We start from the raw sequence: 23,206 nt of genomic DNA on the forward strand, positions 1-23,206 counted from the left end.
ACGGTCAACTCGCCCCGCCCGGAACGCCGGAGGGGACCCCACGTCGGTGAGGTCCCCTCCGGCCGTGCCACGACTCAGCGAACCGGCGCCGCCGCCTCGCTCACCGTCTCGCCGCGCGCGGCCGTCTCGTCCGCGTCGGCCGGGGGCACATCCCCGCCCCCGCCCCCGGCCGCGGGCCCCGTGGTCCCCACCCGACGCAGCGTCACCAGGGCCAGCACCGCGGCCGCCACCAGGACCAGCGCCCCGGCCCCGCACGCGATCCGCATCCCGTGGGTGAACGCCTCGCGCGCCGCGTCCAGCACATGCTCCCCAGCCCGCCCCTTCAGCCTTCCCGCCACCGCGACGGCGGCCCCCAGCGTCTCGTGCACCTGGTCGAGCGCGCCGCCGGGCAGTCCGGCGCCCAGCGAGTCCTTGACGTCGCTCCGGTAGACGGCGGTGCCGACGCTGCCGAGCACCGCCATGCCCATCGCCCCGCCGAACTCCTGGCCCGTCTCCAGCAGCGCGGCCGCCGAACCGGCCCGCTTCGGCGGGACGGTGCCGATCGCCAGGTCGGTGACCAGCGACATCACCATGACGATCCCGCTGGACAGGACGGCGGCGCCGATCAGCACCGTCCACAGCGCGTCCGGGCCGGCCAGCGCCAGAATCCCGTAGCCCATGGCCCCGGTCACGAAGCCGACGCCGATCACCTGGGCCCGGTCGGCGCCGCGCTGGACCGCCGCGGCCGCCGCCGGTCCGGCGATGCCGACGCAGATGGACGGGGCCAGGCTCCACAGCGCCGCCTCCAGCGGGCCCTTGCCGAGCACCGACTGGAGATACTGGGTGGTGAAGTAGGCCGAGCCCATCACGGCGAAGGTGGCCAGCGCGTTGAGGGCGATGGACGGGCCGAAGCCGCGGTGGTGGAACAGCTCCGGGCTGATCATGGCGTCGCGGCGGGTGCGCTGACGCCGTATGAAGACGGCGCCGATGGCGAGACCGGCCACGATGGACAGCAGCGGGATCGGGCTGACGCCGTTGTCGGCGGCGATCTTCTTCAGTCCGTAGATCACCGGAAGCACGGCGGCCAACGACAGCGGCACGCTGGGCAGATCGAACGCCCCGGGCTTCGGGTCCTTGAACTCCGGAACCAGCAGCGGCACCAGCGCCAGCAGCAGCACCATCGCCGGGACGTTGATCAGGAAGACCGAGCCCCACCAGAAGTGCTCGATCATCACCCCGCTCAGCACCGAGCCCAGCGCGATACCGCCGGCCATGGCCGACGACCAGATCGCGATCGCCTTGGCCCGCTGCTTCTCGTCGAGGAAGAGATTGCGGATCAGCGCCATCGTCGACGGCATCAGTGTCGCACCGCCGATCCCGAGCACCGCCCGTGCGGCGATGAGCATCTCGGCGCTCTGCGCGTACGCCGCGGCGACCGAGGCGGCGCCGAAGGCCGCGGCCCCGAACAGCAGCAGCTTCCGCCGTCCGAAGCGGTCGCCCAGCGCTCCCATGGTGATGAGCAGCCCGGCGAGGGCGAAGGCGTAGATGTCGAAGATCCACAGATGCTGGGTGGAACTGGGGTGCAGCTCCCGGCTGATGGCCGGCACCGCGAAGTACAGCACCGACACATCCATGGAGACCAGGAGGAGCGGAAGCATCAGGACCACGAAGGCGGTCCATTCCTTGCGCCCGGCGCGCGGGCCGCCGGAGATCGAGGTCGAGGTCGAGGTCGAGGTCATGGCGGTGAATATACGAGCGTCTTAAACGCCTGTCTAGTACGACTGTATAAGACGCATGTCTAGGACGGTCGTATGGGATCGGGATACCCTGGCGCCATGGGACATCGAGAGGATCTGCTCGCCGGGGCCAAGCGCTGCATCGAGGAGAAGGGCTGGTCCCGTACGACGGCGCGGGACATCGTGGCCGCCTCGGGCGCCAACCTGGCCTCCATCGGCTACCACTACGGCTCCAAGGACGCCCTGATGCGGGAGGCGCTCTTCGCGGCGATGGGCGACTGGGCCGATGACGTCCAGCGGTCCCTGGAGGTGGACGACCCGGCGGGCGGCGATCAGGACAGCGAGCTGCGGGAGCGGTTCGAGGCCCGCTGGACCCGGGTGCTCGAACTGTTCGGCAAGCACCAGGCGATGTGGCAGTCCCAGTTGGAGGCCATCCTCCAGGTCCGAAACGACCCCGAGCTGCGTGCGGCCTTCGGCCGGGCCCAACCGGAGGGGCGCCAGGGGCTGGTGGGGCTGATCCACGGCATCGACGAGCGCGACGTCGACGAGGAGACCTCGCGGGTCATGGGCTCGTTCTATATGACGCTGGTGAGCGGGATGGTCGTCCAGATGGCCATCGACCCCGACCTCATGCCCAGCGCCCAGGACCTCGTCGAGGCGATGCGGCGGATCATCGGCGACGCCCCCGCGGCGCCCGACGCACTTCCGGCGCCCGACGCCCCCGACGCCCCCGCGCCCCCCGCGGGCTGAGGGGGCTCAGCGCCGCGGGCGACGCGGGAGCGTCCGCGAAGATTAGCTGACCGATTTCCCGGCCACGGTCGTTCAGCGGGTCCACTCCACCTTGAACACCCACACATGCTCGCCCGCCCTGCGTGCCGCCTCGGGGACGTCGATCACCAGCGCGTCCCCGGATGTGCGCCAGGTCAGCGGGCGCCGGTACCCCAGCATCGTCACCTTGTCCCCGGCCCGTATCGGTACCGGTGCCTCGACGGTGAGCTTGGCGCCGGGCTCGGCCAGGGAGTGGATGTAGAACGCCTCGTTCTGCCGGACGGTGAAGCGCAGGTCCTCGCCGAGCTGCGCCATCCGGGACCAGTAGGTCGTCTCGTATATCGCCTCGCCGTTGACCTCGAGCCACCGGCCGGTCTCGCGCAGCCGGGTCTGCATGATCTCCGCGATGGTGCCGTCCGCCCGCGGGCCGATGTCCAGGAGGAAGTTGCCGTTCTTGGAGACGATGTCGACGAGGCTGTGCACGATCTCTTCGGTGGTCATGTACTGGTCGTCGGGGGTCTGCGCGTTGTAGCCGTAGCTGAAGGGGTCGAGGCCGCGGCTGGACTCCCACTTGGCGACGACCGTGTTGTCGTACGTCGTGTACTCGGGCGTCGTGAAGTCGTGGAACGGGATGCCCGCGCGGTTGTTGACGGCCACCTCGCGCGGCCTCGGCCGGTTCTTGCCGTGGTTGAAGTACTCGGACAGGACGTTCAGGCTGTCGTTCGGGCCGCCGATGTCGCACCACAGCAGCTCGGGGTCGTAGCCGCCCTGGATCAGCTCGAGCATCTGCTTGGCCTGGTAGTCCTTCACGAAGTCCTTGCCGGAGGTGTATCCGGTGTACGGCACGGGCTCCAGGGTGTACGGATTGCGCGGCGGGTACAGGTCGCCCTTCCACGGCATGTCCGGGTTGAACCACTCGGGCATCGAGAAGTACAGGGCGCGGTGCAGTTCGGGCGTGTAGCGGCGCGACGCGTCGAACAGCTCCTTGATCAGGTCCCGCTTCGGGCCCATCTGCACCGAGTTGCGGTCGGAGACCTTGGTGTCCCAGAGGGCGAAGCCCTCATGGTGCTTGGACGTCAGGACGTGGTAGCGGGCACCCGCGTCGCGGAACAGCTCCACCCATGCGCGCGGGTCGAACTTCTTCGCCGTGAACATCGGGATGAAGTCGTCGTAGGCGAAGTCCTCGCCGTAGGTGTCGCGGTGGTGGGCGTGGGTGGGGTTGTCCTTGTCCTGCATATGGCGCCAGTACCACTCGGCGTACTGCTTGCCGACGGGCGCCCAGGCGGGCACCGAATAGACGCCCCAGTGGATGAAGATGCCGAACTTCGCACCGTGGAACCAGTGGGGCGCCTGATGCGTCGCCAGCGAGTCCGCGGCAGGCCGGTAGTCGGGCACCCCGAGGGTCAGGCTTCGGCCGGTGTCGGCCACCGTCCGGCCGCCACCCTTGGCGACGATCCGGCCCTGCTGCCGCGTGCCGGGCGCGACCCCGACGCGATTGCGGATGCCGATACGGACCCTGGCCTGCTCGCCGGGGTCGAGGCGGGTGACCGGGGCGGCGCTCACGGTGCGGGCGCCGGGGACGTCGACCGCGATGGATACCGCGTCGGCCGCCAGCAGGGTGACCGTGCCCGCGTTGACCACCGTCGCCTCGACGCTCTGGGCGCCGTTCGACTCCAGGAGCGAGACGGTGGAGCGGGCGTCGCGCAGAGTCAGCGCCCGGCCCTGTGCGGCGGGTTGCAGGGTGAGCGCGAAGAGGTGCAGAGCGGGCTTCTTCGGCTCGGGCCTGCTGGTGGTCGGCAGGGTGATCGCGACGGCCTCGCGGCGCGGGTCGAGCCAGAGCTCGGCCACGCCGATGCCGACGGGGTGCTGGTCCTTCGTGCCGTCCGGCTTGTAGCGGTAGGCGGCGGTGAGGGCGGCGGTTCCCGCGTACCAGTCGGGTCCGCCGAGGGCCGCGGTCGTGGTGGATCCGTCGGCGTAGTGCACGGTGGCCTTGCCCGCGGCGGAACCGTAGCTGCCCGCGGCGAGGAAGAGCGCGGAGAGATAGCGGCCCTTGGGCAGGTCCACGCGCTGGCCGAGGGCGACGACGTTGTTCTTGGCGCCGGCCGCGGATGACGGGAAGTCATAGGGGATGCCGTCGACCGTGATCCGTCCGGCGGGAAGCTCCTCACCGGGGAGGGTGTACCCGGCCCCGTCGAAGTTCCCGCCACGCGCGGCGGCGGTGTCGATGCCGTCGTTGTCGAACCACTGCTCAAGGGAGACGGGGACGGGCGCGGGCACGGTGCCCCAGTGGCGGCCTTCCCCTTCCGGCTCGCTCCGTTCGGGAAGGGCGGACGCGGGGGCGGCCTCCGCCGCGGAGACCGGGATGAGGGTGGCTCCTACGGCCGCCCCGGCGGTTGCGCCGATGAATCCGAGTGCCTGACGTCTGGGGAGCCGGGCCCCAGAGGTCACAGAGGTCCCAAAAGGCCCGTAAGGCTCAGAATGTTCAGGATGCTCGGTCATGACATCCGATGATTGAGGCGTACTGAAAGCCTGTCAATATGCGCAACGGCCGTACGAACGGCAAAGATTGGTAGATACCGACCTCTTGCTGGAAGCGCGAGCCATGCATTACACCGATGTCTAGCCATCGGCCATCGGATGACCCAAGGGAGCCTCCATGGAGGACGACGGACGCCTGCACGCCGACCGACGGATGATCCTGCTCGGCGGGGCGGCTGCCCTGACCGGACTCGCGGTCGCCCGACCCGCCGCCGCCGACACCCCCGTGAGCGCCTCCGCGGCCGGCGGGCGCCGACTTCCGTTCCTGCTCGACATGGTGCAGAGCAACCCGGGCGAGCCGGCCGCCGAGAGCCGCTTCGACGACCCGCGCCTGCTGGCCGACTACGGATACGACGGGCAGGTCGTCAATGAGTTCCGTCCGCCGCACACCGCCGTCACCTTCGACTCCGTCGACCCGCGGATCTTCCCGCCCGGTTCCGACGGCCGCGCCTGGGTCGAGGCCACCGCCCGCCACATCGACGAACGCATCTTCCGCGCCCACGCCGCCGGCCTCGCCGCGTATTACTTCACCGACATCATCATGCTGCCCAAGCGCCTCGTGGAGCTGCACGGCGACCAGCTCCTCGACGGCTCGGGCCGCATCGACCTCGTCAGGCCGTTCACCCAGGAGGTCCACCGCCTGATGCTCCGTGAGGTCTTCGCCCGGTTCCCCGGGCTGGACGGACTCGTCGTCCGCACGGGCGAGACCTACCTCCAGAACGTCCCGTACCACACCGGCAACAACCCCATCCTGCACGGTGCCGACAGCCACTTGACGCTGCTGGGCATCCTGCGCGACGAGGTCTGCGAACGCGCCGGCAAGCGCGTGTTCTACCGCACCTGGTCCACCGGCGACGACAAGCTCACCGCCGACCCCGACTACTACCGCGGCGTCACCGACCGGGTGCCGGTCCACGACAATCTGCTGTTCTCCATCAAGCACACCTCACGTGACTTCTGGCGCACGGTCCCCTTCAACCCCACCATCGGCGTCGGCCGCCACCGTCAGATCGTCGAGGTCCAGTGCCAGCGCGAGTACGAGGGCAAGGGCGCGTGCCCCGACTATGTGCTCGACGGTGTCATCAACGGCTTCGAGGAGTTCCGCGGCGCCCCCGGCCCCACCGGCCTCGCCCACGTCGCCGCCAACCCGATCGTCTCGGGGGTCTGGACCTGGTCCCGCGGGGGCGGCTGGCGCGGCCCCTACATCGGCAACGAGCTGTGGTGCGACCTCAACACCTGGGTCGCGGCCCGCTGGACCCGCGACACCGGCCGCACGGAGGCCGACGTCTTCGCCGAGTACGCCGCCCGTGTCGGCCTGCGCGGCGCCGCCGTCGGCCGCTTCCGCGGCCTCGCCCTGCTCTCCGCCGCCGGCACCCTGCGCGGCCACTACAGCACCGTGTACCCCCTCTCCCGGCTCACCTGGACCCGTGATCAGTTCCTCGGCGGCTCCGACAAGGACCTCACCGCCGATTTCGGCCGGATCCATGCCGCCGGGCTCGTCGAGAAGGTCCTGGAGGAGAAGGCGCGCGCCGCCCACGCCTGGGCCCGGATCACCCGCCTCGCCGACACGATCCCCCTGCGCGACCGGGAAGACCGCGCCTACCTCCGCGTCTCCACCCGCTACGGCCGGTGCCTGTACGACGTCATCCACCACGGCTGGCAGGTCATGCTCCGCGGCTTCGTGGGCGACACCACCGGCGCCTACGACACCCGCGCCATGGCCCGCCATCTGCACGCCTACGACGCCGCCTGGGCACGCTGGCACGACCTCGCCCGCGACCCCGGCTGCGCCACCCTCTACCAGCCGCTGGGCTTCGGGGCCAAGAACGCCGACGGGCTCTACGACGCCGACCCGAACCACGGCATGAAGCCGTCCGTGGACCGCTACCGGGCCCTGCTCGGGGCGTAGGGCTGCCGCCGCCAACACCTGTCCCTCGCGGCAACACCGGCTGTCCGCCGCGGCAACACCGGCTGTCCGCCGCCGCCCGCCCCGTCCGCCGCCTCCGTCCTGCCGCGGGGCGCGGACACCCCGGCCGGACCGGGCCCGACCCGTCCCCGACCTCCATGGGAGTACCCGTGATCCGTCGTATGCCCGCCCTCCGCGCCCGCACCTGGGCCGCCCTCCTGAGCGCGGCCCTGCTCGCCGTGTTCGCCGTCTCCGGCGGCCCCGCCGCCGGAGCATCGGGCCATCCGCCGAGGCAGCACTGGGTCGGCGGATGGGCGGCCGCCGCCGGGCCGCCCGGCACCTCCGGCCCCTCCGCCACCGGCTTCACCGACCGCACCCTGCGCCTCGTCGTCCACGTGGGCGCGGGCGGCAGCGCGCTGCGCATCCGGCTCTCCAACGAGTACGGCACCACCCCGCTCGACATCGGCGCCGCCACCGTCGCCACCCGCGGCGCCGGTGCGGCCGCCGCCCCGGGGACCCGGCACACCGTCACCTTCGGCGGCCGCCCCGCCACCACCGTCCCGGCCGGTGCCCGCACCGTCAGCGACCCCGTCGGCCTGAACACCAAGCCCGACACCGACCTGCTCGTCAGCCTGCACCTGCCCGGCCCGACCGGCCCCGCCACCTATCACGGCTGGGCCAAGCAGACCAGCTACGTCTCCACCGCGGGCGACCACACCGCCGACGACACGGCCGCCGCCTACCCGACGACCACCACCTCCTGGTTCTACCTCCAGGGCGTCGACGTCTCCACGCGCGACGCGGGCGGCACGGTCGTCGCCTTCGGGGACTCCATCACCGAGGGCGGGCTCACCGCCAACGACTCCAACCGCCGCTGGACGGACGACCTCTCCCGCCGCCTGGTGAAGCTGGAGCGCGGCCACCGCCCCGCCGTCGTCAACGCCGGTATCGGCGGCAACCGGATCCTCACACCGGGCGGCTACAACGGGTCCGGCAGTATCAACCTCGGCGACAGCGCCCAGGCGCGCTTCGGCCGCGACGCCCTGGAACAGCCCGGCGTCCGCGCCGTCATCTTCCTCGAGGGCACCAACGACCTCGGTGGCCTGCACGGCCCCCACCCGGGCGAGCAACTGACCGCCGCGCACCTCACCGCCGGGATCTCCGCCCTCGCCGCCCGGACCCACGCCGCCGGTCTGCGCTTCCACTGCGGCACCATCACGCCCAACGGCAAGCTCGGCGACGTCGGCGAGGAGATCCGCGAACAGGTCAACACCTGGCTGCGCGGCACATCCGTATGCGACGGCGTGATCGACTTCGACCGCGCGTTGCGCGACCCCGCCGACCCGCACCACCTGCTGCCCGCCTACGACGCCGGTGACGGAGTGCACCCCACGGACGCCGGTCTGAAGGCCATGGCCGACACCGTCGACCTCCGCCTGCTCACCGGTGATGTCTCCTGACGGGGCGAGATCCTGGAGGATCTCAGCGCCGCCGCGCCCCGAGACGGGCGGCCTTGAGGGTCATATGCAGCAGCAGCCGGTCCTCGCCCGCGTCCAGGTCGAGACCGGTGAGCTGCCGCACCCGGGACAGCCGGTAGTAGAGCGTCTGCCGGTGGATGCCCAGCCGCGCGGCGGTGCGCCCGGCCTGGCCCGCGCAGTCGAGGAAGGTCTCGGCGGTGCGGGCGAGTTCGGCGTGGGCGGGCTCCAGCAGCGGGCGTACGGCGGCGTCGGGCTGCACCGCGGGCAGCGCGGCCAGCAGACGGTACGGGCCGATGGCGGACCACTCCGCGACCGGCCCCAGCCGCGTATCGGCGTGGGCCGCCCGCGCCGCGGCCAGGGCCTCCTGCCAGGCGGCGGGCAGCTCCTCCAGCCCGCGCCGGGGAGCGCTGACCCCCGCGGCCGGCCTGGCCGGTGCCCCGTTCGGGGAGCCCGCGGTGGCCCGGGGCGAACGCAGGAGCGCTTCGGCCGTCGTACGGGCCGGGTCCAGGGCGGTGGCCGCGCGCAGCCGGACCAGCGTCGCCAGCCCGGCCCCGGCCGCCGCGGTCCCGGGCAGTGCGCACGCGGCGACGATGCCGGGGAGGTGGGGGAGTCCGGGGTGGTCCGCGTCCTCGCCGGTCCCCGGTGTCCACGGCACCACCGCCACCAGCGCCAGCGGCCCGTCGCCCGCGCCGCGCAGCGCGGTCCGCAGCCCGGCGCGGGCGGCGTCCCGGCCGGCCGGCGGCCCGGTCAGCACATCGCGCAGCAGCTCGCCGAGCTGCTCCCCGGCCCGCGCCTCGGCCGCCAGCAGCGCCCCGATACGGTCCGCGGTCTCCATCGCGCGGGCCAGCCGGGGGTCCGGCGCGCGAGTGGGGCCGCCCAGCTCCAGATCGGAGAGATGGCCGTCGTCCAGCAGCCAGACATAGCCGTGCACCACCCCGCGGTGCCGGACGGGCAGGCAGATACGGCCCATGAACACCCCGGCCGCCGGATCGGGCGGAATCCGCAGCGGCGCCTGCGCCCGGGCGATCCCGAACGCCTCGAACCAGGCCCGCACCGCCGCCGTCGAGCGGCGCTGGAGGATCGAGCGGGTGCGGACCGGGTCCAGCGCGGGCTCCTCCGTGTCATCGCGGTCCTCGCTGTCCTGGGCGCCGAAGGCGATCAGTGCGAAGTCGCGATTCTCCAGGGTCGCGGGTGCCCGGAGCACCGCCGTGATCTCGTCCACCAACTGCTGGTAGTCGTCGCGCATGGGTCCCGCCTCTTCCCTGTTTCACCTCTCACATTCTCATACAGATGTCTGAGATCCCGGCCACGGATGCGTGACAGGTGTCGATGGTCCGGGATCCGGGCCATCCTTAAGTTTCACGGTGAGTTGTTGGTGCCGTTCGTCGGCCGTCATCGTGGAGGTGCCCCGTGCTGGGACCCGTGCTGCTCGCCGCTTCGCGCAGTGCCGCCATCCGCCGTCTCGTCTCGGCCGCGCCGGTCACCCGCCCGATGGTGGACCGTTTCATCGCCGGGGAGCGGCTCACCGAGTCCCTGGGCTCGGTGCGGTCGCTGACCGCCCGCGGCCTGGACGTCACCCTGGACCATCTGGGCGAGGACGTCACCGACCGGGTCGAGGCGCTGCGCAGCCGTGACGCCTATCTGGCGCTGACCGAGGCGCTGGCCGCCGAGGGGCTCGCCGGGCGCGCGGAGATGTCCGTGAAGCTCTCCGCCTTCGGACAGGCGCTGCCCGGGGGCCACGATCTGGCGCTGGCCAATGTGACCCCGGTCGTGGAGGCCGCCGCCGCGGCGGGCACGACGGTCACCCTCGACATGGAGGACCACACCACGGTGGACTCCACCCTCGCCATCCTCGGCGAGCTGCGCACCCGCTTCCCGCAGACCGGCGCCGTCGTCCAGTCCTATCTCTTCCGGACCGAGGACGACTGCCGGGCGCTGGCCGGGGAAGGCTCCCGGGTGCGGCTGGTGAAGGGCGCGTACAACGAGCCGGCGAGCGTCGCCTACCAGGACAAGCGCGAGGTGGACCGCTCCTATGTGCGCTGTCTGAAGATCCTGATGGCCGGTGAGGGCTACCCCATGATCGGCTCGCACGATCCGCGGATGGTGGCCATCGCCCAGGATCTGGCACACCGGCTCGGGCGCAAGCTGGACGAGTACGAATTCCAGATGCTGTACGGGATCCGCGTGGCCGAGCAGGAGCGGCTGGTGGCGGAGGGCCACCGTATGCGGGTTTACGTCCCGTATGGCACAGACTGGTATGGGTACTTCATGCGCCGCCTCGCGGAGCGCCCCGCCAACCTCACATTCTTCCTGCGCTCGCTGGTCGGCCGTCGCTGACCGCTCCAGGCATCGCAGACCTCGCAACCCGACGATCGAAGGAGACAACGGCCATCATGGACGCCGTCACCCAGGTCCCCGTGCCGGTGAACGAGCCGGTGCACACCTACGCACCCGGCACCCCGGAGCGTGCCCGCCTCGAGACCAAGCTCAAGGAGCTCGGCGAGAACCCCATCGAGCTGCCGATGACCATCGGCGGCGAGAAGCGGATGGGAGCGGGGGAGCGCTTCGACGTCGTCCAGCCGCATAAGCACTCAGCCCGCCTGGGCACCTACGCCAACGCCACGCAGGCGGACGCGCAGGACGCGATCGACGCCGCCCTGGCCGCGGCCCCCGCGTGGCGCGCGCTCAGCTTCGACGACCGTGCCGCGGTCATCCTCAAGGCCGCCGATCTGCTCTCCGGCCCCTGGCGGGAGACCCTCGCGGCCTCCACCATGCTGGGCCAGTCGAAGACCGCGCAGCAGGCCGAGATCGACACTCCCTGTGAGCTGATCGACTTCTGGCGGTTCAACGTCCACTTCGCGCGGCAGATCCTGGCCGAGCAGCCGGTGGCCAACTCGCCGGGGGTCTGGAACCGCAGCGACCACCGGCCGCTGGAGGGGTTCGTCTACGCGATCACCCCCTTCAACTTCACCGCCATCGCGGGCAACCTCCCCACCGCCCCCGCGCTGATGGGCAATGTGGTGGTCTGGAAGCCGTCCCCGACCCAGACGCACGCCGCCGTGCTGCTGATGGAGGTTCTGGAGGAGGCCGGGCTGCCCAAGGGCGTGATCAACCTGGTCACGGGCGACGGCAAGGACGTCTCCGAGGTGGCCCTGGCCCACCCGGACCTCGCGGGCATCCACTTCACCGGTTCCACCCGGACCTTCCAGTACCTGTGGAAGACGGTCGGCAACAACATCGAGAACTACAAGACCTATCCGCGGCTGGTCGGTGAGACCGGCGGCAAGGACTTCATCGTCGCCCACCCCTCCGCCGACCCGGCGGTGCTCAAGACGGCGATGACCCGCGGCGCCTTCGAGTTCCAGGGCCAGAAGTGCTCCGCGGCCTCCCGCGCCTATGTGCCGCGCTCGCTGTGGGAGAACGGCCTCAAGGAGGAGTTCGCCACCGAGGTCAACGGGCTGACCATGGGCGATGTGGCCGACCTCGGCAACTTCATGTCCGCGGTCATCGACGAGCGCGCCTTCGCCAAGAACAAGGCCGCCATCGACCGGGCCAAGTCCGACCCCACGGTCGAGGTCGTCGCGGGCGGCACCTACGACGACAGCGAGGGCTGGTTCGTCCGCCCGACCGTGCTGGCCTCCACCGACCCCGAGAACGAGATCTTCAAGGACGAGTACTTCGGCCCCATCCTCGGGGTGTACGTCTACGAGGACGATCAGTACGACGCGATGCTCCAGCAGATGGAGTCGGCCGCCCCGTACGGGCTGACCGGCGCCGTCATCGCCCAGGACCGTGCGGCGGCCGCCGCCACCTGTGAGGCGCTGCGCTTCGCGGCCGGCAACTTCTACATCAACGACAAGCCGACCGGTGCCGTCGTCGGCCAGCAGCCCTTCGGCGGTGGCCGGGCGTCCGGCACCAACGACAAGGCGGGCGCCAAGCAGAACCTGATGCGCTGGACCTCCACCCGCTCCATCAAGGAGACCCTGGTCCCGCCGACCGACTACCGCTACCCGCACATGGGCTGACCGCCCGTGCGGACGGGCCGACTCCGTCCGCCCCGCGACCCCGCCCCCGGACCGCTTCAGTGCGGTCCGGGGGCGGCGTGCGCTCCGGGGGCGCGTAGGGGGAAATCTGTGGACGCCCGACGCGCGGCGGTGCTAGCGTCGAGCAGTCAAGTAGGCACTATTTACCGCAGTTTACGTGGGTAACCAGGCGCGGGATCGCCCACGACGACCTGCGATCGGCCGCCGTGGTCGAGGTCGGACGGGGGTCGGCCTCGACTATCGGCCCGGTGCCGCGATGTGATCACCCTGGGTCAGTGGCCGATGTCACCCTGTTCGCGTCTCAGATAGTAGGACGTCCGACTAATTGTGCAGACACTGACGCTCCGCTGCCTTACTTTTGTGGAAGCCGAACGTCCCGCTGTATCCAGCGATGGCGGCCGCGGCCCGGTGCACAGGCGCAGGTGACCCCTGCCGCACCCAGGCCCCCGCCTCTTCCGGCAGCCACCTTCTCGGGGAGCTTTCCTTCCTCCCGGTCCACCGGGAATCAGCAGAGGAGATGTGATCATGGCCGAGACGACTGTCCGCAGGATCCGCCGCAAGACCGACGACACCGACCGCAAGAAGGCGGCCGCCGCACTCCAGCGCGCCCTCGACCGCCGGGACAACGGCGGTTCCACCGGTCACTGACGCCGGGGCCGGGTCACCTCGAAGCGGTCCACTCGCTCGCCCGACTCCGCCAGGGCCGTGACCGTGAGCCGGGGGCGGGGGCCCGGCTCCACCTCCACGGCGAGGAACGAGAAGCCGGTGTAGCGGACCCGGGACCAGTCGGCGCTGTCCCGGTTCTTCTCCCCGTCCTCCGTCCAGTGGTAGGTCTTCACCTCGTCGAGGTCCTTGATGTGCCCCTCGTAGCTGTCGGGCACCGGGAACTCGTAGAGCTTCGCGCCCGCCCCGCCCGCCGTCACATAGACGATCCCGTCGCGCACCGCGTCGGCGCTTCCCCCGATGGGGACCCGGCGGGCGACCTTGCCGCCCCGGATCGCGTCGGTCCGCTCGTAGACGTGGTTGTGGCCGTTGATGACCAGGTCCACCTGGTGCTTCTCCAGCAGCGGCACCCAGGCGTCGCGGACCCCGCCGTCCGAGGCGTGGGCGCTGGTGGTGGAGTAGGCGCAGTGGTGGAAGAAGACCACCAGGAAGTCGATGCCGGGCCGCTTGCGCAACTGCCCCAGGCGCCGGTCCAGCCAGCGGGTCTGCGCACCGTCGGTGTACCCCTTGTTGGGGCTGATCTCGTACGAGACGTCATTGGCGTCCAGGGCGACCACGCCCACGTTCCCGTAGACGAACGAATAGACGCCGGGCGCCTTGCGCGGATCCGGGCCGTTGTCCGGCAGGGACCAGCGGGCGAGCTGGCCGCCGTAGCCGTCGGGGGAGTACCACGCCTCCATGTCGTGGTTGCCGGTCGTCACCATCCAGGGCACGCTCGCCGCGACCGAGTCGGTCTGGGCGAGAAAGGAGTCCCAGACCCGGGCGTCGTACAGGTCGGTCTTCTTCCCATGGCCGGTGGTGTCCGCGTAGCACAGATCCCCGGCGTGCAGATGGAACGACGGATTCTGGCCAAGGATCAGTTGGTCGTTGGCGAGCGCGTCATAGCTCACCCCCTGGTCGCCGAAGGCCGTGAAGACGAACTTCCCGGGCTCCTTGGGCGCGGTGCGGAAGGTGCCCACGGACGAGAAGTGCCGCGGCTCGGCCGGGTCGCGGTCCGCGTGGCCGACGCCGTAGTAATAGGTGGTCCCGGGGCGCAGATCATCCACCGCGGCGTGCAGATGGAACTGGTCGACCGCGGGCAGCTTGTCGCTCAGCGACGGGGTGTGCAGAGCGCGGACCTCGGCCTCGACCTTGCGCGTGAGCTCCAGCGGGCTCGTGCCGATCCGCACATAGGGCTTGCGCACGGCGAACGGCACCTGCCAGGAGATCCGCATCTGCGTCCGCGGATCGGCGCCGAAGGCCAGATGGCGGCCGAACGGGGCGACCAGCGCGCCGTCCACCGTGGCGGTCACCGGCTTCGGGCTCGCCACGGGCGCCGGTTCGGCGTCGGCGGCGCACGCCGCCCCGCCCAGCAGCCCCGCACCCGCGACCGTCCCCGCCGTGGCGGCGCCCCCGCGCAGCACCCGGCGCCGGGAGAGCCGGGCCCGCAGATACTCATGCTGCTCCGCCATGGTCATCCGCTGGGCGAGCCGCTCCGGTACGCCGAACCGTGGTGTGTCCATGGACCGGAATGTCCCCCGGGCGGTCAACAGCGCGCCATACAGGGGGTGAACGGGCGATTGCCACTGAGCGGATGTCCGAATGGCGGACAGCTATGTCAATCCATGGGACGAGCGGTAGGGTCCGGGTATGTCTCGCAGCATTCGCCTCGCAGTGATCCCCGGTGACGGTATCGGCCAGGAAGTCGTGGCCCAGGGCCTGAAGGTCCTCTCCGCCGCCCTTCCTCAGGACGTGAAGCTGGAGACCCGTAACTACGACCTCGGCGCCCAGCGCTGGCACGCCACCGGCGAGACCCTGCCGGACGCGGACCTGGAGTCGCTGAAGAACCACGACGCGATCCTGCTCGGCGCCATCGGCGACCCGTCGGTGCCCTCGGGCGTGCTGGAGCGCGGACTGCTGCTCAAGCTGCGCTTCGCCTTCGACCACTACGTCAACCTGCGTCCGTCGAAGCTCTTCCCGAACACCCCGACCCCGCTGGCCGGCCGCCCCGACATCGACTTCGTGGTCGTCCGCGAGGGCACCGAGGGCCCGTACGTGGGCAACGGTGGCACGCTGCGCACCGGCACCCCGGCCGAGGTCGCCACCGAGGTCAGCCTCAACACCGCCTACGGTGTCGAGCGCGTGGTCCGGGACGCGTACGAGCGCGCCAACGCCCGGCCGCGCAAGAAGCTGACCCTCGTGCACAAGAACAACGTCCTGGTGCACGCCGGCCACCTGTGGAAGGGCATCTTCGACCGGGTCGGCAAGGAGTACCCCGAGGTCAGCACCGACTATCTGCACGTCGACGCCGCGACGATCTTCTTCGTCACCCAGCCGGAGCGGTTCGACGTGATCGTCACCGACAACCTTTTCGGTGACATCCTCACCGACCTCGCCGCCGCCGTCACCGGCGGCATCGGGCTCGCCGCGAGCGGCAACATCAACCCCTCCGGCGCCTTCCCGTCGATGTTCGAGCCGGTCCACGGCTCCGCGCCGGACATCGCGGGCACCGGCAAGGCCGACCCGACGGCGACCGTCCTGTCGGTGGCCCTGCTCCTGTCGCACCTCGGCTACGCGGACGAGGCGGCCCGTATCGAGGCCGCCGTCGCGGACGACCTCGCCGGGCGGGACGCGGCCGAGCCGCGCACCACCGACGAGATCGGCGACGCGCTCGCCGCCCGAGTATCCGGCTGACCCCAGCCTGTGCCACCGCGCGGCTGGGTGCGACCATCGACCTGGGCCGCGCGCTGCACAACGCTCCCCGCCACGGCCTCACCTAGGAGATAATCCCCGGTGGGGCCGTTGTGTGAAGAAGAGCTTGGACGTCCTAGTACCGATCACGGGCAGGATGGTGCGAGCGCGGTCCGCCACAACCGAAGGTGAAGGACTACCTGCCATGACGACGCCCACGATCGAGCTCAAGCCCTCATCCCACCCGCTCCCCGCCGCCGAGCGGGAGAAGATCCTTGCCAATCCCGGATTCGGCCGCCACTTCACCGATCACATGGTGACCATCAAGTGGACCGAGGGCCGCGGCTGGCACGAGGCCCAGCTCGTGCCGTACGCCCCGCTCTCGATCGATCCGGCGAACATGACGCTGCACTACGCCCAGACCATCTTCGAGGGGCTCAAGGCGTACCGCCGCCCCGACGGGTCCGTGGCCACGTTCCGCCCCGAGCAGAACGCCGAGCGGTTCCAGGCGTCCGCGCGCCGCATCGCCATGCCCGAGCTGCCCGTCCAGACCTTCATCGAGGCGTGCGACGCGCTGGTCACCCAGGACAAGGAGTGGGTGCCCGGCCACGGAGAGCAGTCCCTCTACCTGCGGCCCTTCATGTTCGCCACCGAGGTCGGGCTGGGTGTCCGGCCCTCGAACGAGTACCTCTTCGTGGTGATCGCCTCCCCGGCCGGGGCCTACTTCCCCGGCGGGGTGCGGCCGGTCTCGGTCTGGCTCTCGGAGGAGTACGTCCGCGCCGCGCCCGGCGGCACCGGCGCGGCCAAGGCGGGCGGCAACTACGCGGCCTCCCTGGTCGCCCAGGCCCAGGCCGCCGAGCAGGGCTGTGACCAGGTGGTCTGGCTGGACGCGATCGAGCGTCGCTGGATCGAGGAGATGGGCGGGATGAACCTGTACTTCGTGTACGGGGACCGCATCGTGACCCCCGAGCTGTCCGGTTCGCTGCTGCCGGGGATCACCCGCGCCTCGCTGCTGCGGATCGCCGCCGACCTCGGCTACGAGGTCTCCGAGGGCCGGATCTCGGTCGACGACTGGCGCCAGGGCAACGCCGACGGGACCCTCACCGAGGTCTTCGCCTGCGGTACGGCGGCCGTGATCACCCCGGTCGGCTCGGTCAAGTCCGCCCGGGCGAACTGGACGGTGGCCGACGGTGAGCCGGGCGAGGTGACGATGCGGCTGCGCAAGGCGCTGCTGGACATCCAGACCGGCGTCGCCCCGGACCCGCATGGCTGGATGCACCCCCTGGGCTGATCGCGGCGTCCCCTCTGGGCTGATCGCGGGTGTCACCCCGTTGACACCGATGGTTCGCATGATGAGACGGATGAGAGCGCGGGGGCGGAATGTGCCACACTGCCTCCGTGCTCTCGTTCGTCATGATTATTGACAGCAGGCGCGCCGGTCCGCAGTGACCGCCCGTACGACCCGGTACGGCGCGGCCACCGTGCCCCAGACCCGCGCGCAGACCTCTCGCACCCGCGAGGGGTCTTTTCGTTTTCCGGACCATCCCGCCGGAGGCGAAGCGTGAGGGACCATAGGAGGGCGCGGAACCGGATATTCCGGTAGACCGAGATCCATCCGACAGGAGCCAGACCAACCATGAAGGATCTGCCCGACGACGGCTTCCATGTCTTCGACACCACCCTGCGCGACGGAGCGCAGCGCGAGGGCATCAACCTGACGGTCGCGGACAAGCTGACCATCGCCCGTCACCTGGACGACTTCGGCGTGGGCTTCATCGAGGGCGGCTGGCCCGGCGCCAACCCGCGCGACACGGAGTTCTTCGCCCGGGCCCGCGCCGAGATCGACTTCCAGCACGCCCAGCTCGTGGCGTTCGGCGCCACCCGCAAGGCGGGCGCACGCGCCGAGGACGACCGCCAGGTCAAGGCGCTGCTGGACTCCGGAGCGCCGGTGATCACCCTGGTGGCGAAGTCCCACGACCGCCATGTGGAGCTGGCCCTGCGCACCACGCTCGAGGAGAATCTCGCGATGGTCCGCGAGACCGTCGCCTACCTGCGGTCCCAGGGCCGCCGGGTCTTCCTCGACTGTGAGCACTTCTTCGACGGCTACCGCGCCAACGCGGAGTACGCCAAGCAGGTCGTCTCCGCCGCCCACCAGGCGGGCGCCGAGGTGGTGATCCTCTGCGACACCAACGGCGGCATGCTGCCGGGCCAGATCGACGCGGTGGTCCGCACCGTGCTGGCCGACACCGGCGCCCGGCTGGGCATCCACGCCCAGGACGACACCGGCTGCGCGGTCGCCAACACCCTCGCCGCCGTGGACGCGGGCGCCACCCACGTCCAGTGCACGGCCAACGGCTACGGCGAGCGGGTCGGCAACGCCAACCTCTTCCCGGTCGTCGCGGCCCTGGAGCTCAAGTACGGCCGCCGGGTGCTGCCGGAGGGCGCCCTGGAGGAGATGACCCGGATCTCGCACGCGATCGCCGAGGTCGTCAATCTGACGCCGTCCACTCACCAGCCCTATGTGGGCGTATCCGCCTTCGCCCACAAGGCCGGACTGCACGCCTCCGCGATCAAGGTCGACCCGGATCTCTACCAGCACATCGACCCCGAGCGGGTCGGCAACACCATGCGGATGCTCGTCTCCGACATGGCCGGCCGGGCGTCCATCGAGCTCAAGGGCAAGGAGCTGGGCATCGACCTCGGCGACGACCGCGCCCTGGTGGGCCGGATCGTCGAGCGGGTCAAGGAGCGCGAGCTGGCGGGCTACACCTACGAGGCCGCCGACGCCTCCTTCGAGCTGCTGCTGCGCCAGGAGGTCGACGGCCGCCCCCGCCGCTACTTCCGGGTCGAGTCCTGGCGGGCGATCGTCGAGGACCGCCCGGACGGCACCCACGCCAACGAGGCCACCGTGAAGCTGTGGGCCAAGGGCGAGCGCATCGTCGCCACTGCGGAGGGCAACGGTCCGGTCAACGCCCTGGACCGGGCGCTGCGGGTGGGGCTGGAGCGGATCTACCCGCAGCTCGCGACGATGGAGCTGGTGGACTACAAGGTCCGCATCCTGGAAGGCAAGCACGGCACCGAGTCCACGACCCGGGTACTGGTCTCCACCGCCGACGGCCAGGGGGAGTGGTCGACGGTCGGCGTCGGGGAGAACGTGATCGCCGCGTCCTGGCAGGCCCTGGACGACGCCTACGCCTACGGGCTGCTGCGGGCCGGGGTGGACCCGCAGGAGTGAGCCGGGCCTCATGGCCGCATGGGACCGGTGCGCGTGGCGCGGGCCGTCGCGGGAGTAGGGTGCGGGGAGCGGAGCGCGGCCGACGTGCTCCGTTCCCCGATCCGGCCGCAGCGCCGCTCCGGCGGACGCCGCCCATCCGGGTGGTCGGGCCCGCCCCTCGCACGGTCGCCGCCTGGAGGTTTGTCGGATGCCGACAGGGTCGATAGTCCTTTAGGACACCAGGTAGTGGGAAAGCCGCTGTCCAGTTCTGTTCCGCCTGCCCACCAAAACGCCCCTGACGTTGTAGGGAATTGACATGCGTTTCCGGGGGCCAGGGAACGTACCGTCAATGCATGACCAATCTCGAAGGTGCGCCTGCTGAGGCGAGTGACGTTCGCGGGCGCGTCGCCGAGCTGCACGCGATTCGCGAGCAGGCTCGGCGCGGCCCGAGCGAGCGGGCGACCGAGGCCCAGAAGGCCAAGGGGAAGCTGACGGCTCGCGAGCGGATCGATCTGCTGCTTGACGAGGGGTCCTTCAACGAAGTGGAGCCGCTGCGGCGGCATCGTGCGACCGGGTTCGGCCTGGAGGCGAAGAAGCCTTACACCGACGGGGTCGTCACCGGCTGGGGGACCGTCCACGGACGGACGGTGTTCGTCTACGCACACGACTTCCGGATCTTCGGCGGGGCGCTGGGGGAGGCCCACGCGACCAAGATCCACAAGATTATGGACATGGCCATCTCGGCCGGGGCGCCTCTGGTGTCCCTCAACGACGGCGCCGGTGCCCGTATCCAGGAGGGCGTCTCGGCGCTCGCCGGATACGGCGGCATTTTCCAGCGGAACACCAAGGCGTCCGGCGTCATCCCCCAGATCAGCGTGATGCTCGGCCCGTGCGCGGGCGGGGCGGCGTACTCCCCGGCGCTGACGGACTTCGTCTTCATGGTCCGGGAGACCTCTCAGATGTTCATCACCGGACCCGATGTGGTCCAGGCGGTGACCGGCGAGAAGGTCAGCCAGAACGGACTGGGCGGCGCGGATGTGCACGCCGAGACCTCGGGCGTGTGCCACTTCGCCTACGACGACGAGGAGACGTGCCTGGAGGAGGTGCGCTACCTCCTGTCGCTGCTGCCGCAGAACAACCGGGAGAACCCGCCGACCGTCGAGTCCGACGACCCGGCCGCCCGGCGCGGCGACTCGCTGCTGGACCTCGTCCCGGCCGACGGCAACCGGCCGTACGACATGCGCAAGGTCATCGAGGAGATCGTCGACGACGGCGAGTACCTCGAGGTCCACGAGCGCTGGGCGACCAACATCATCTGCGCGCTGACCCGGCTCGACGGCCAGGTGGTCGGCATCATCGCCAACCAGCCGCAGTCGCTGGCCGGGGTGCTGGACATCGAGGCGTCGGAGAAGTCCGCGCGCTTCATCCAGATGTGCGACGCCTTCAACATCCCGCTGGTCACCTTCCTCGACGTGCCCGGCTTCCTGCCCGGTGTCGACCAGGAGCACGGCGGGATCATCCGGCACGGCGCCAAGATGCTGTACGCGTACTGCAACGCCACCGTGCCGCGGATCTCCGTCATCCTGCGCAAGGCGTACGGCGGTGCGTACATCGTCATGGACTCCCAGTCCATCGGTGCCGACCTGACCTACGCCTGGCCCACCAACGAGATCGCGGTGATGGGCGCCGAGGGCGCGGCCAACGTGATCTTCCGCCGTCAGATCGCCGACGCCGACGACCCCGAGGCCATGCGCGCCCGCATGGTCAAGGAGTACAAGTCCGAGCTGATGCACCCGTACTACGCGGCCGAGCGGGGCCTGGTGGACGACGTCATCGACCCGTCCGAAACCCGCGAGGTCCTGATCCGGTCGCTGGCGATGCTGCGCGACAAGCACGCCGACCTGCCGTCCCGCAAGCACGGCAACCCGCCGCAGTAGCCTCTTAGTTCGTGTCCTCGCGCGAAACCCGCGCGACAAGGGAGAAGAGACAAACCGTGAGCACACCGAGCGATATCGCCGATCCCGCCGCCGCGGCGGCGGCCACCCTGGTCCGGGTCGAGAAGGGCCACGCCGACGCCGAGGAACTCGCCGCGGTCACCGCGGTGCTCCTCGCCCGCGCGGCCGCCGGCACCCACCGCACCACCGACTCCACCCGCCCGGGCCGCAGCGCCGCCCGCTGGCGCCGTCTGGAGCGCCGCCCGGCGTTCAGCGCGCCGCACAGTTGGCAGGGCTGAGCGAGCGGCCCCGCCGCCTCCGGACGGCCGCACACCGCCCGGAGGCCGCCGGCCCCGCGCCGAGCGCCTGAACGCGCCGGACGCCCCCACTGCCCCGGATGCATCCGACTGCCCCGGATGCATCGGACCGGGAACGCACAAATCCCCTGTTCTCCTCGGAGAGCAGGGGATTTTGGCTTCTGTCGCCGGTCTCGGCTACCGCAGCCGGGCCATCAACGCGTGCTCGACCAGCGTGATGAGCGCGCTCTTGGCCTCGCTGCGGTGGCGGGCGTCGGTGATGATGATCGGCGCGTCGGGGCCGATCTGAAGGGCCTCGCGGACCTCTTCGGGGGTGTACGGCTGATGTCCGTCGAAGCCGTTGAGGGCGATGACGAAGGGCAGTCCGGAGTTCTCGAAGTAGTCGACCGCGGGGAAACAGTCGGCGAGCCGGCGGGTGTCCACCAGGACGACCGCGCCGATGGCACCACGGACCAGGTCGTCCCACATGAACCAGAAGCGGTCCTGGCCGGGCGTGCCGAACAGGTACAGGATCAGGTCCTGGTCCAGCGTGATGCGGCCGAAGTCCATCGCCACCGTGGTGGTGGTCTTGTCCGGTGCGTGGGTCAAGTCGTCGATCCCCGCCGAGGCGGAGGTCATCACGGCTTCGGTGCGCAGCGGGTTGATCTCCGAGACCGCGCCGACGAACGTGGTCTTGCCCACGCCGAAGCCGCCCGCCACCACGATTTTCGCGGAGGTGGTGGAGCGGGCTGCACCGCTAGAGCTTGCGAAGTCCACTGAGCACCCTTTCGAGCAGTGTCACGTCAGGCTGACCGCCGGCGGACTCGTCGCCGCCCGGCTGATGAATGGCGACGAGCCCCGCCTCGGCCAGGTCGGCTACGAGGATCCGGGACACGCCGAGGGGAATGGCGAGCAGTGCGGAGATCTCGGCGACCGACTTGATCTCGCGGCACAGATGGCAGATCCGCTGGTGCTCGGGCAGTTGGCCCTGGAGCTGAGCGGGATCGGCCGTGGTGTGCACCAGCGCCTCGATGGCGAGCTGGTACCGGGGCCGGGTCCGGCCCCCAGTCATGGCGTACGGGCGCACCAGAGGGTTATGAGTGCCACCCGCGGGGGAGGAAGGTTCCGGAGCGGGGCGCTCAGGCGGCTGTACGGGCTCGATACGCGGCGCGGAGGGCGCGTCGTACCAAGACCCCTCCTGCGGCGCCGGAGGCGCGTAGGAGGGCGTGTACGGCTGTTGCTGAGGCCGCTGCGGCTGCCGCCGCGGGGGCTGCTGCTCCTGCTGCGGCTCCGGCTGCTGTGGGGAGCGGGCCTGGCGGCTGGGCGCGGAGGGGAAGTTGTAGCGCTTCATCGGGGCCTCTCCGCGCGGCTCGGACGGCTGCCCGTGGGCGTACGGATATCCGCTAGGGGGCGTTGCCACGTGTCCTCCTCCAACTCGCCTGTCTTGCCGGTCGCGCCACCGCACCCTATGGCGCGGTGGCGCGAAACGCACTCCATGTTTGCTAGTTGAGAAGACTGCCCTGCAATTCCGCGCGTAGATCCGGGGTGAGGACATTGCCCGCGCGATCGACCAGCAGGGCCATCTCGTAGCCGACGAGGCCGATGTCGCACTCGGGGTGCGCGAGCACGGCGAGGGAGGATCCGTCGGAGATCGACATGATGAAGAGGAAGCCTCGTTCCATTTCGACGACGGTCTGGTTGACCACGCCGCCTTCGAAGATGCGGGAGGCTCCGGAGGTGAGCGAGGTCAGGCCGGAGGCCACCGCCGCCAGTTGATCGGCTCGGTCACGGGGGAAGCCTTCGGACATCGCCAGAAGGAGTCCGTCGGCGGAGACCACCACGGTGTGGGACACCCCGGGGGTGTTGTCCACGAAGTTGGTGATCAACCAGTTCAGGTTCTGCGCCGCCTGGCTCATCGGGC

The 23,206-nt window shown here is 70.8% G+C and carries 18 protein-coding genes; 11 read left to right on the plus strand and 7 right to left on the minus strand.

The features are described 5' to 3' along the window. Positions 1 to 74 precede the first annotated feature (74 nt). A complete protein-coding gene (locus ACK1X7_RS33225) occupies positions 75 to 1,718 on the minus strand; it encodes an MFS transporter (protein ID WP_385142708.1) in 1,644 nt (547 codons plus the stop codon). Positions 1,719 to 1,814: 96 nt separating this feature from the next. Between ACK1X7_RS33225 and ACK1X7_RS33230 the strand changes: the two genes are divergently transcribed. Next, positions 1,815 to 2,465: a TetR/AcrR family transcriptional regulator gene (locus tag ACK1X7_RS33230; RefSeq protein WP_385142705.1), complete on the plus strand. Its 651-nt coding sequence runs from the start codon at positions 1,815 to 1,817 to the stop codon at positions 2,463 to 2,465. 72 nt (positions 2,466 to 2,537) lie between these two features. Here the strand turns inward: ACK1X7_RS33230 and ACK1X7_RS33235 are convergent, their stop codons facing one another. Next, a complete protein-coding gene (locus ACK1X7_RS33235; protein ID WP_413116057.1) occupies positions 2,538 to 4,931 on the minus strand; it encodes an alpha-L-fucosidase in 2,394 nt (797 codons plus the stop codon). Between the two features lie 208 nt (positions 4,932 to 5,139). Here ACK1X7_RS33235 and ACK1X7_RS33240 point away from each other — a divergent pair, with 208 nt between their 5' ends. Both ACK1X7_RS33240 and ACK1X7_RS33245 read left to right on the plus strand, forming a co-directional pair. Then, on the plus strand, positions 5,140 to 6,930 hold the full coding sequence (locus ACK1X7_RS33240) for a hypothetical protein (RefSeq protein ID WP_413116058.1): 1,791 nt from the start codon (positions 5,140 to 5,142) through the stop codon (positions 6,928 to 6,930). A 167-nt stretch (positions 6,931 to 7,097) separates the two neighbouring features. Continuing rightward, positions 7,098 to 8,387, plus strand: coding sequence for an SGNH/GDSL hydrolase family protein (locus ACK1X7_RS33245; protein WP_413116059.1), 1,290 nt, complete (start codon positions 7,098 to 7,100; stop codon positions 8,385 to 8,387). A gap of 22 nt (positions 8,388 to 8,409) precedes the next feature. Here the strand turns inward: ACK1X7_RS33245 and ACK1X7_RS33250 are convergent, their stop codons facing one another. Next, complete coding sequence (locus tag ACK1X7_RS33250) at positions 8,410 to 9,651, minus strand: PucR family transcriptional regulator (RefSeq protein WP_385142690.1); 1,242 nt, start codon at positions 9,649 to 9,651, stop codon at positions 8,410 to 8,412. Between the two features lie 164 nt (positions 9,652 to 9,815). Here ACK1X7_RS33250 and ACK1X7_RS33255 point away from each other — a divergent pair, with 164 nt between their 5' ends. The 3 genes from ACK1X7_RS33255 to ACK1X7_RS33265 all read left to right on the plus strand — a co-directional run bounded on the left by ACK1X7_RS33255 (position 9,816) and on the right by ACK1X7_RS33265 (position 13,096). Beyond that, a complete protein-coding gene (locus ACK1X7_RS33255) occupies positions 9,816 to 10,742 on the plus strand; it encodes a proline dehydrogenase family protein (protein WP_059144148.1) in 927 nt (308 codons plus the stop codon). Between the two features lie 56 nt (positions 10,743 to 10,798). Beyond that, the gene (gene pruA / locus ACK1X7_RS33260; protein ID WP_216347720.1) at positions 10,799 to 12,430 is read left to right on the plus strand and encodes an L-glutamate gamma-semialdehyde dehydrogenase; all 1,632 of its coding nucleotides are present in this window, start codon (positions 10,799 to 10,801) and stop codon (positions 12,428 to 12,430) included. 543 nt (positions 12,431 to 12,973) lie between these two features. Continuing rightward, complete coding sequence (locus ACK1X7_RS33265; RefSeq protein ID WP_086706647.1) at positions 12,974 to 13,096, plus strand: hypothetical protein; 123 nt, start codon at positions 12,974 to 12,976, stop codon at positions 13,094 to 13,096. On the opposite strand, the gene ACK1X7_RS33270 is transcribed toward ACK1X7_RS33265, so the two are convergent. Beyond that, positions 13,090 to 14,673: a purple acid phosphatase family protein gene (locus tag ACK1X7_RS33270; RefSeq protein WP_390791915.1), complete on the minus strand. Its 1,584-nt coding sequence runs from the start codon at positions 14,671 to 14,673 to the stop codon at positions 13,090 to 13,092. The genes ACK1X7_RS33265 and ACK1X7_RS33270 overlap by 7 nt on opposite strands. 127 nt (positions 14,674 to 14,800) lie before the next feature. Here ACK1X7_RS33270 and ACK1X7_RS33275 point away from each other — a divergent pair, with 127 nt between their 5' ends. From ACK1X7_RS33275 to ACK1X7_RS33295, 5 genes are all read left to right on the plus strand, one after another. After that, entirely contained in the window at positions 14,801 to 15,844 is a 1,044-nt protein-coding gene (locus tag ACK1X7_RS33275) for a 3-isopropylmalate dehydrogenase (protein WP_385142684.1), read from the plus strand. A 202-nt stretch (positions 15,845 to 16,046) separates the two neighbouring features. Next, a complete protein-coding gene (locus ACK1X7_RS33280; RefSeq protein ID WP_385142681.1) occupies positions 16,047 to 17,132 on the plus strand; it encodes a branched-chain amino acid aminotransferase in 1,086 nt (361 codons plus the stop codon). A gap of 345 nt (positions 17,133 to 17,477) precedes the next feature. After that, positions 17,478 to 19,076 carry a citramalate synthase gene (gene cimA / locus ACK1X7_RS33285; RefSeq protein WP_361496363.1) on the plus strand — a complete coding sequence of 533 codons (1,599 nt, stop codon included), beginning with the start codon at positions 17,478 to 17,480 and terminating at the stop codon, positions 19,074 to 19,076. A 332-nt stretch (positions 19,077 to 19,408) separates the two neighbouring features. Then, positions 19,409 to 20,992, plus strand: coding sequence for an acyl-CoA carboxylase subunit beta (locus ACK1X7_RS33290; RefSeq protein ID WP_216347526.1), 1,584 nt, complete (start codon positions 19,409 to 19,411; stop codon positions 20,990 to 20,992). A 56-nt stretch (positions 20,993 to 21,048) separates the two neighbouring features. After that, positions 21,049 to 21,288, plus strand: coding sequence for an acyl-CoA carboxylase subunit epsilon (locus ACK1X7_RS33295; RefSeq protein ID WP_078643923.1), 240 nt, complete (start codon positions 21,049 to 21,051; stop codon positions 21,286 to 21,288). Positions 21,289 to 21,483: 195 nt separating this feature from the next. On the opposite strand, the gene ACK1X7_RS33300 is transcribed toward ACK1X7_RS33295, so the two are convergent. The 3 genes from ACK1X7_RS33300 to ACK1X7_RS33310 form a co-directional block, all read right to left on the minus strand. Further along, entirely contained in the window at positions 21,484 to 22,062 is a 579-nt protein-coding gene (locus tag ACK1X7_RS33300) for a GTP-binding protein (RefSeq protein ID WP_078610434.1), read from the minus strand. Continuing rightward, positions 22,043 to 22,705 (minus strand): DUF742 domain-containing protein, encoded by a 663-nt coding sequence (locus ACK1X7_RS33305; RefSeq protein ID WP_078643925.1) that lies wholly within the window; start codon positions 22,703 to 22,705, stop codon positions 22,043 to 22,045. Before ACK1X7_RS33305 ends, ACK1X7_RS33300 begins: the two co-directional genes overlap by 20 nt. Positions 22,706 to 22,787: 82 nt before the next feature. Beyond that, positions 22,788 to 23,201, minus strand: a complete 414-nt coding sequence (locus ACK1X7_RS33310; protein ID WP_020868201.1) for a roadblock/LC7 domain-containing protein — start codon at positions 23,199 to 23,201, stop codon at positions 22,788 to 22,790. Between the last annotated feature and the right edge of the window lie 5 nt (positions 23,202 to 23,206).

It is taken from the genome of Streptomyces sp. CY-1, from assembly GCF_047218265.1.
Classification (GTDB): Bacteria; Actinomycetota; Actinomycetes; order Streptomycetales; family Streptomycetaceae; genus Streptomyces; species Streptomyces niphimycinicus.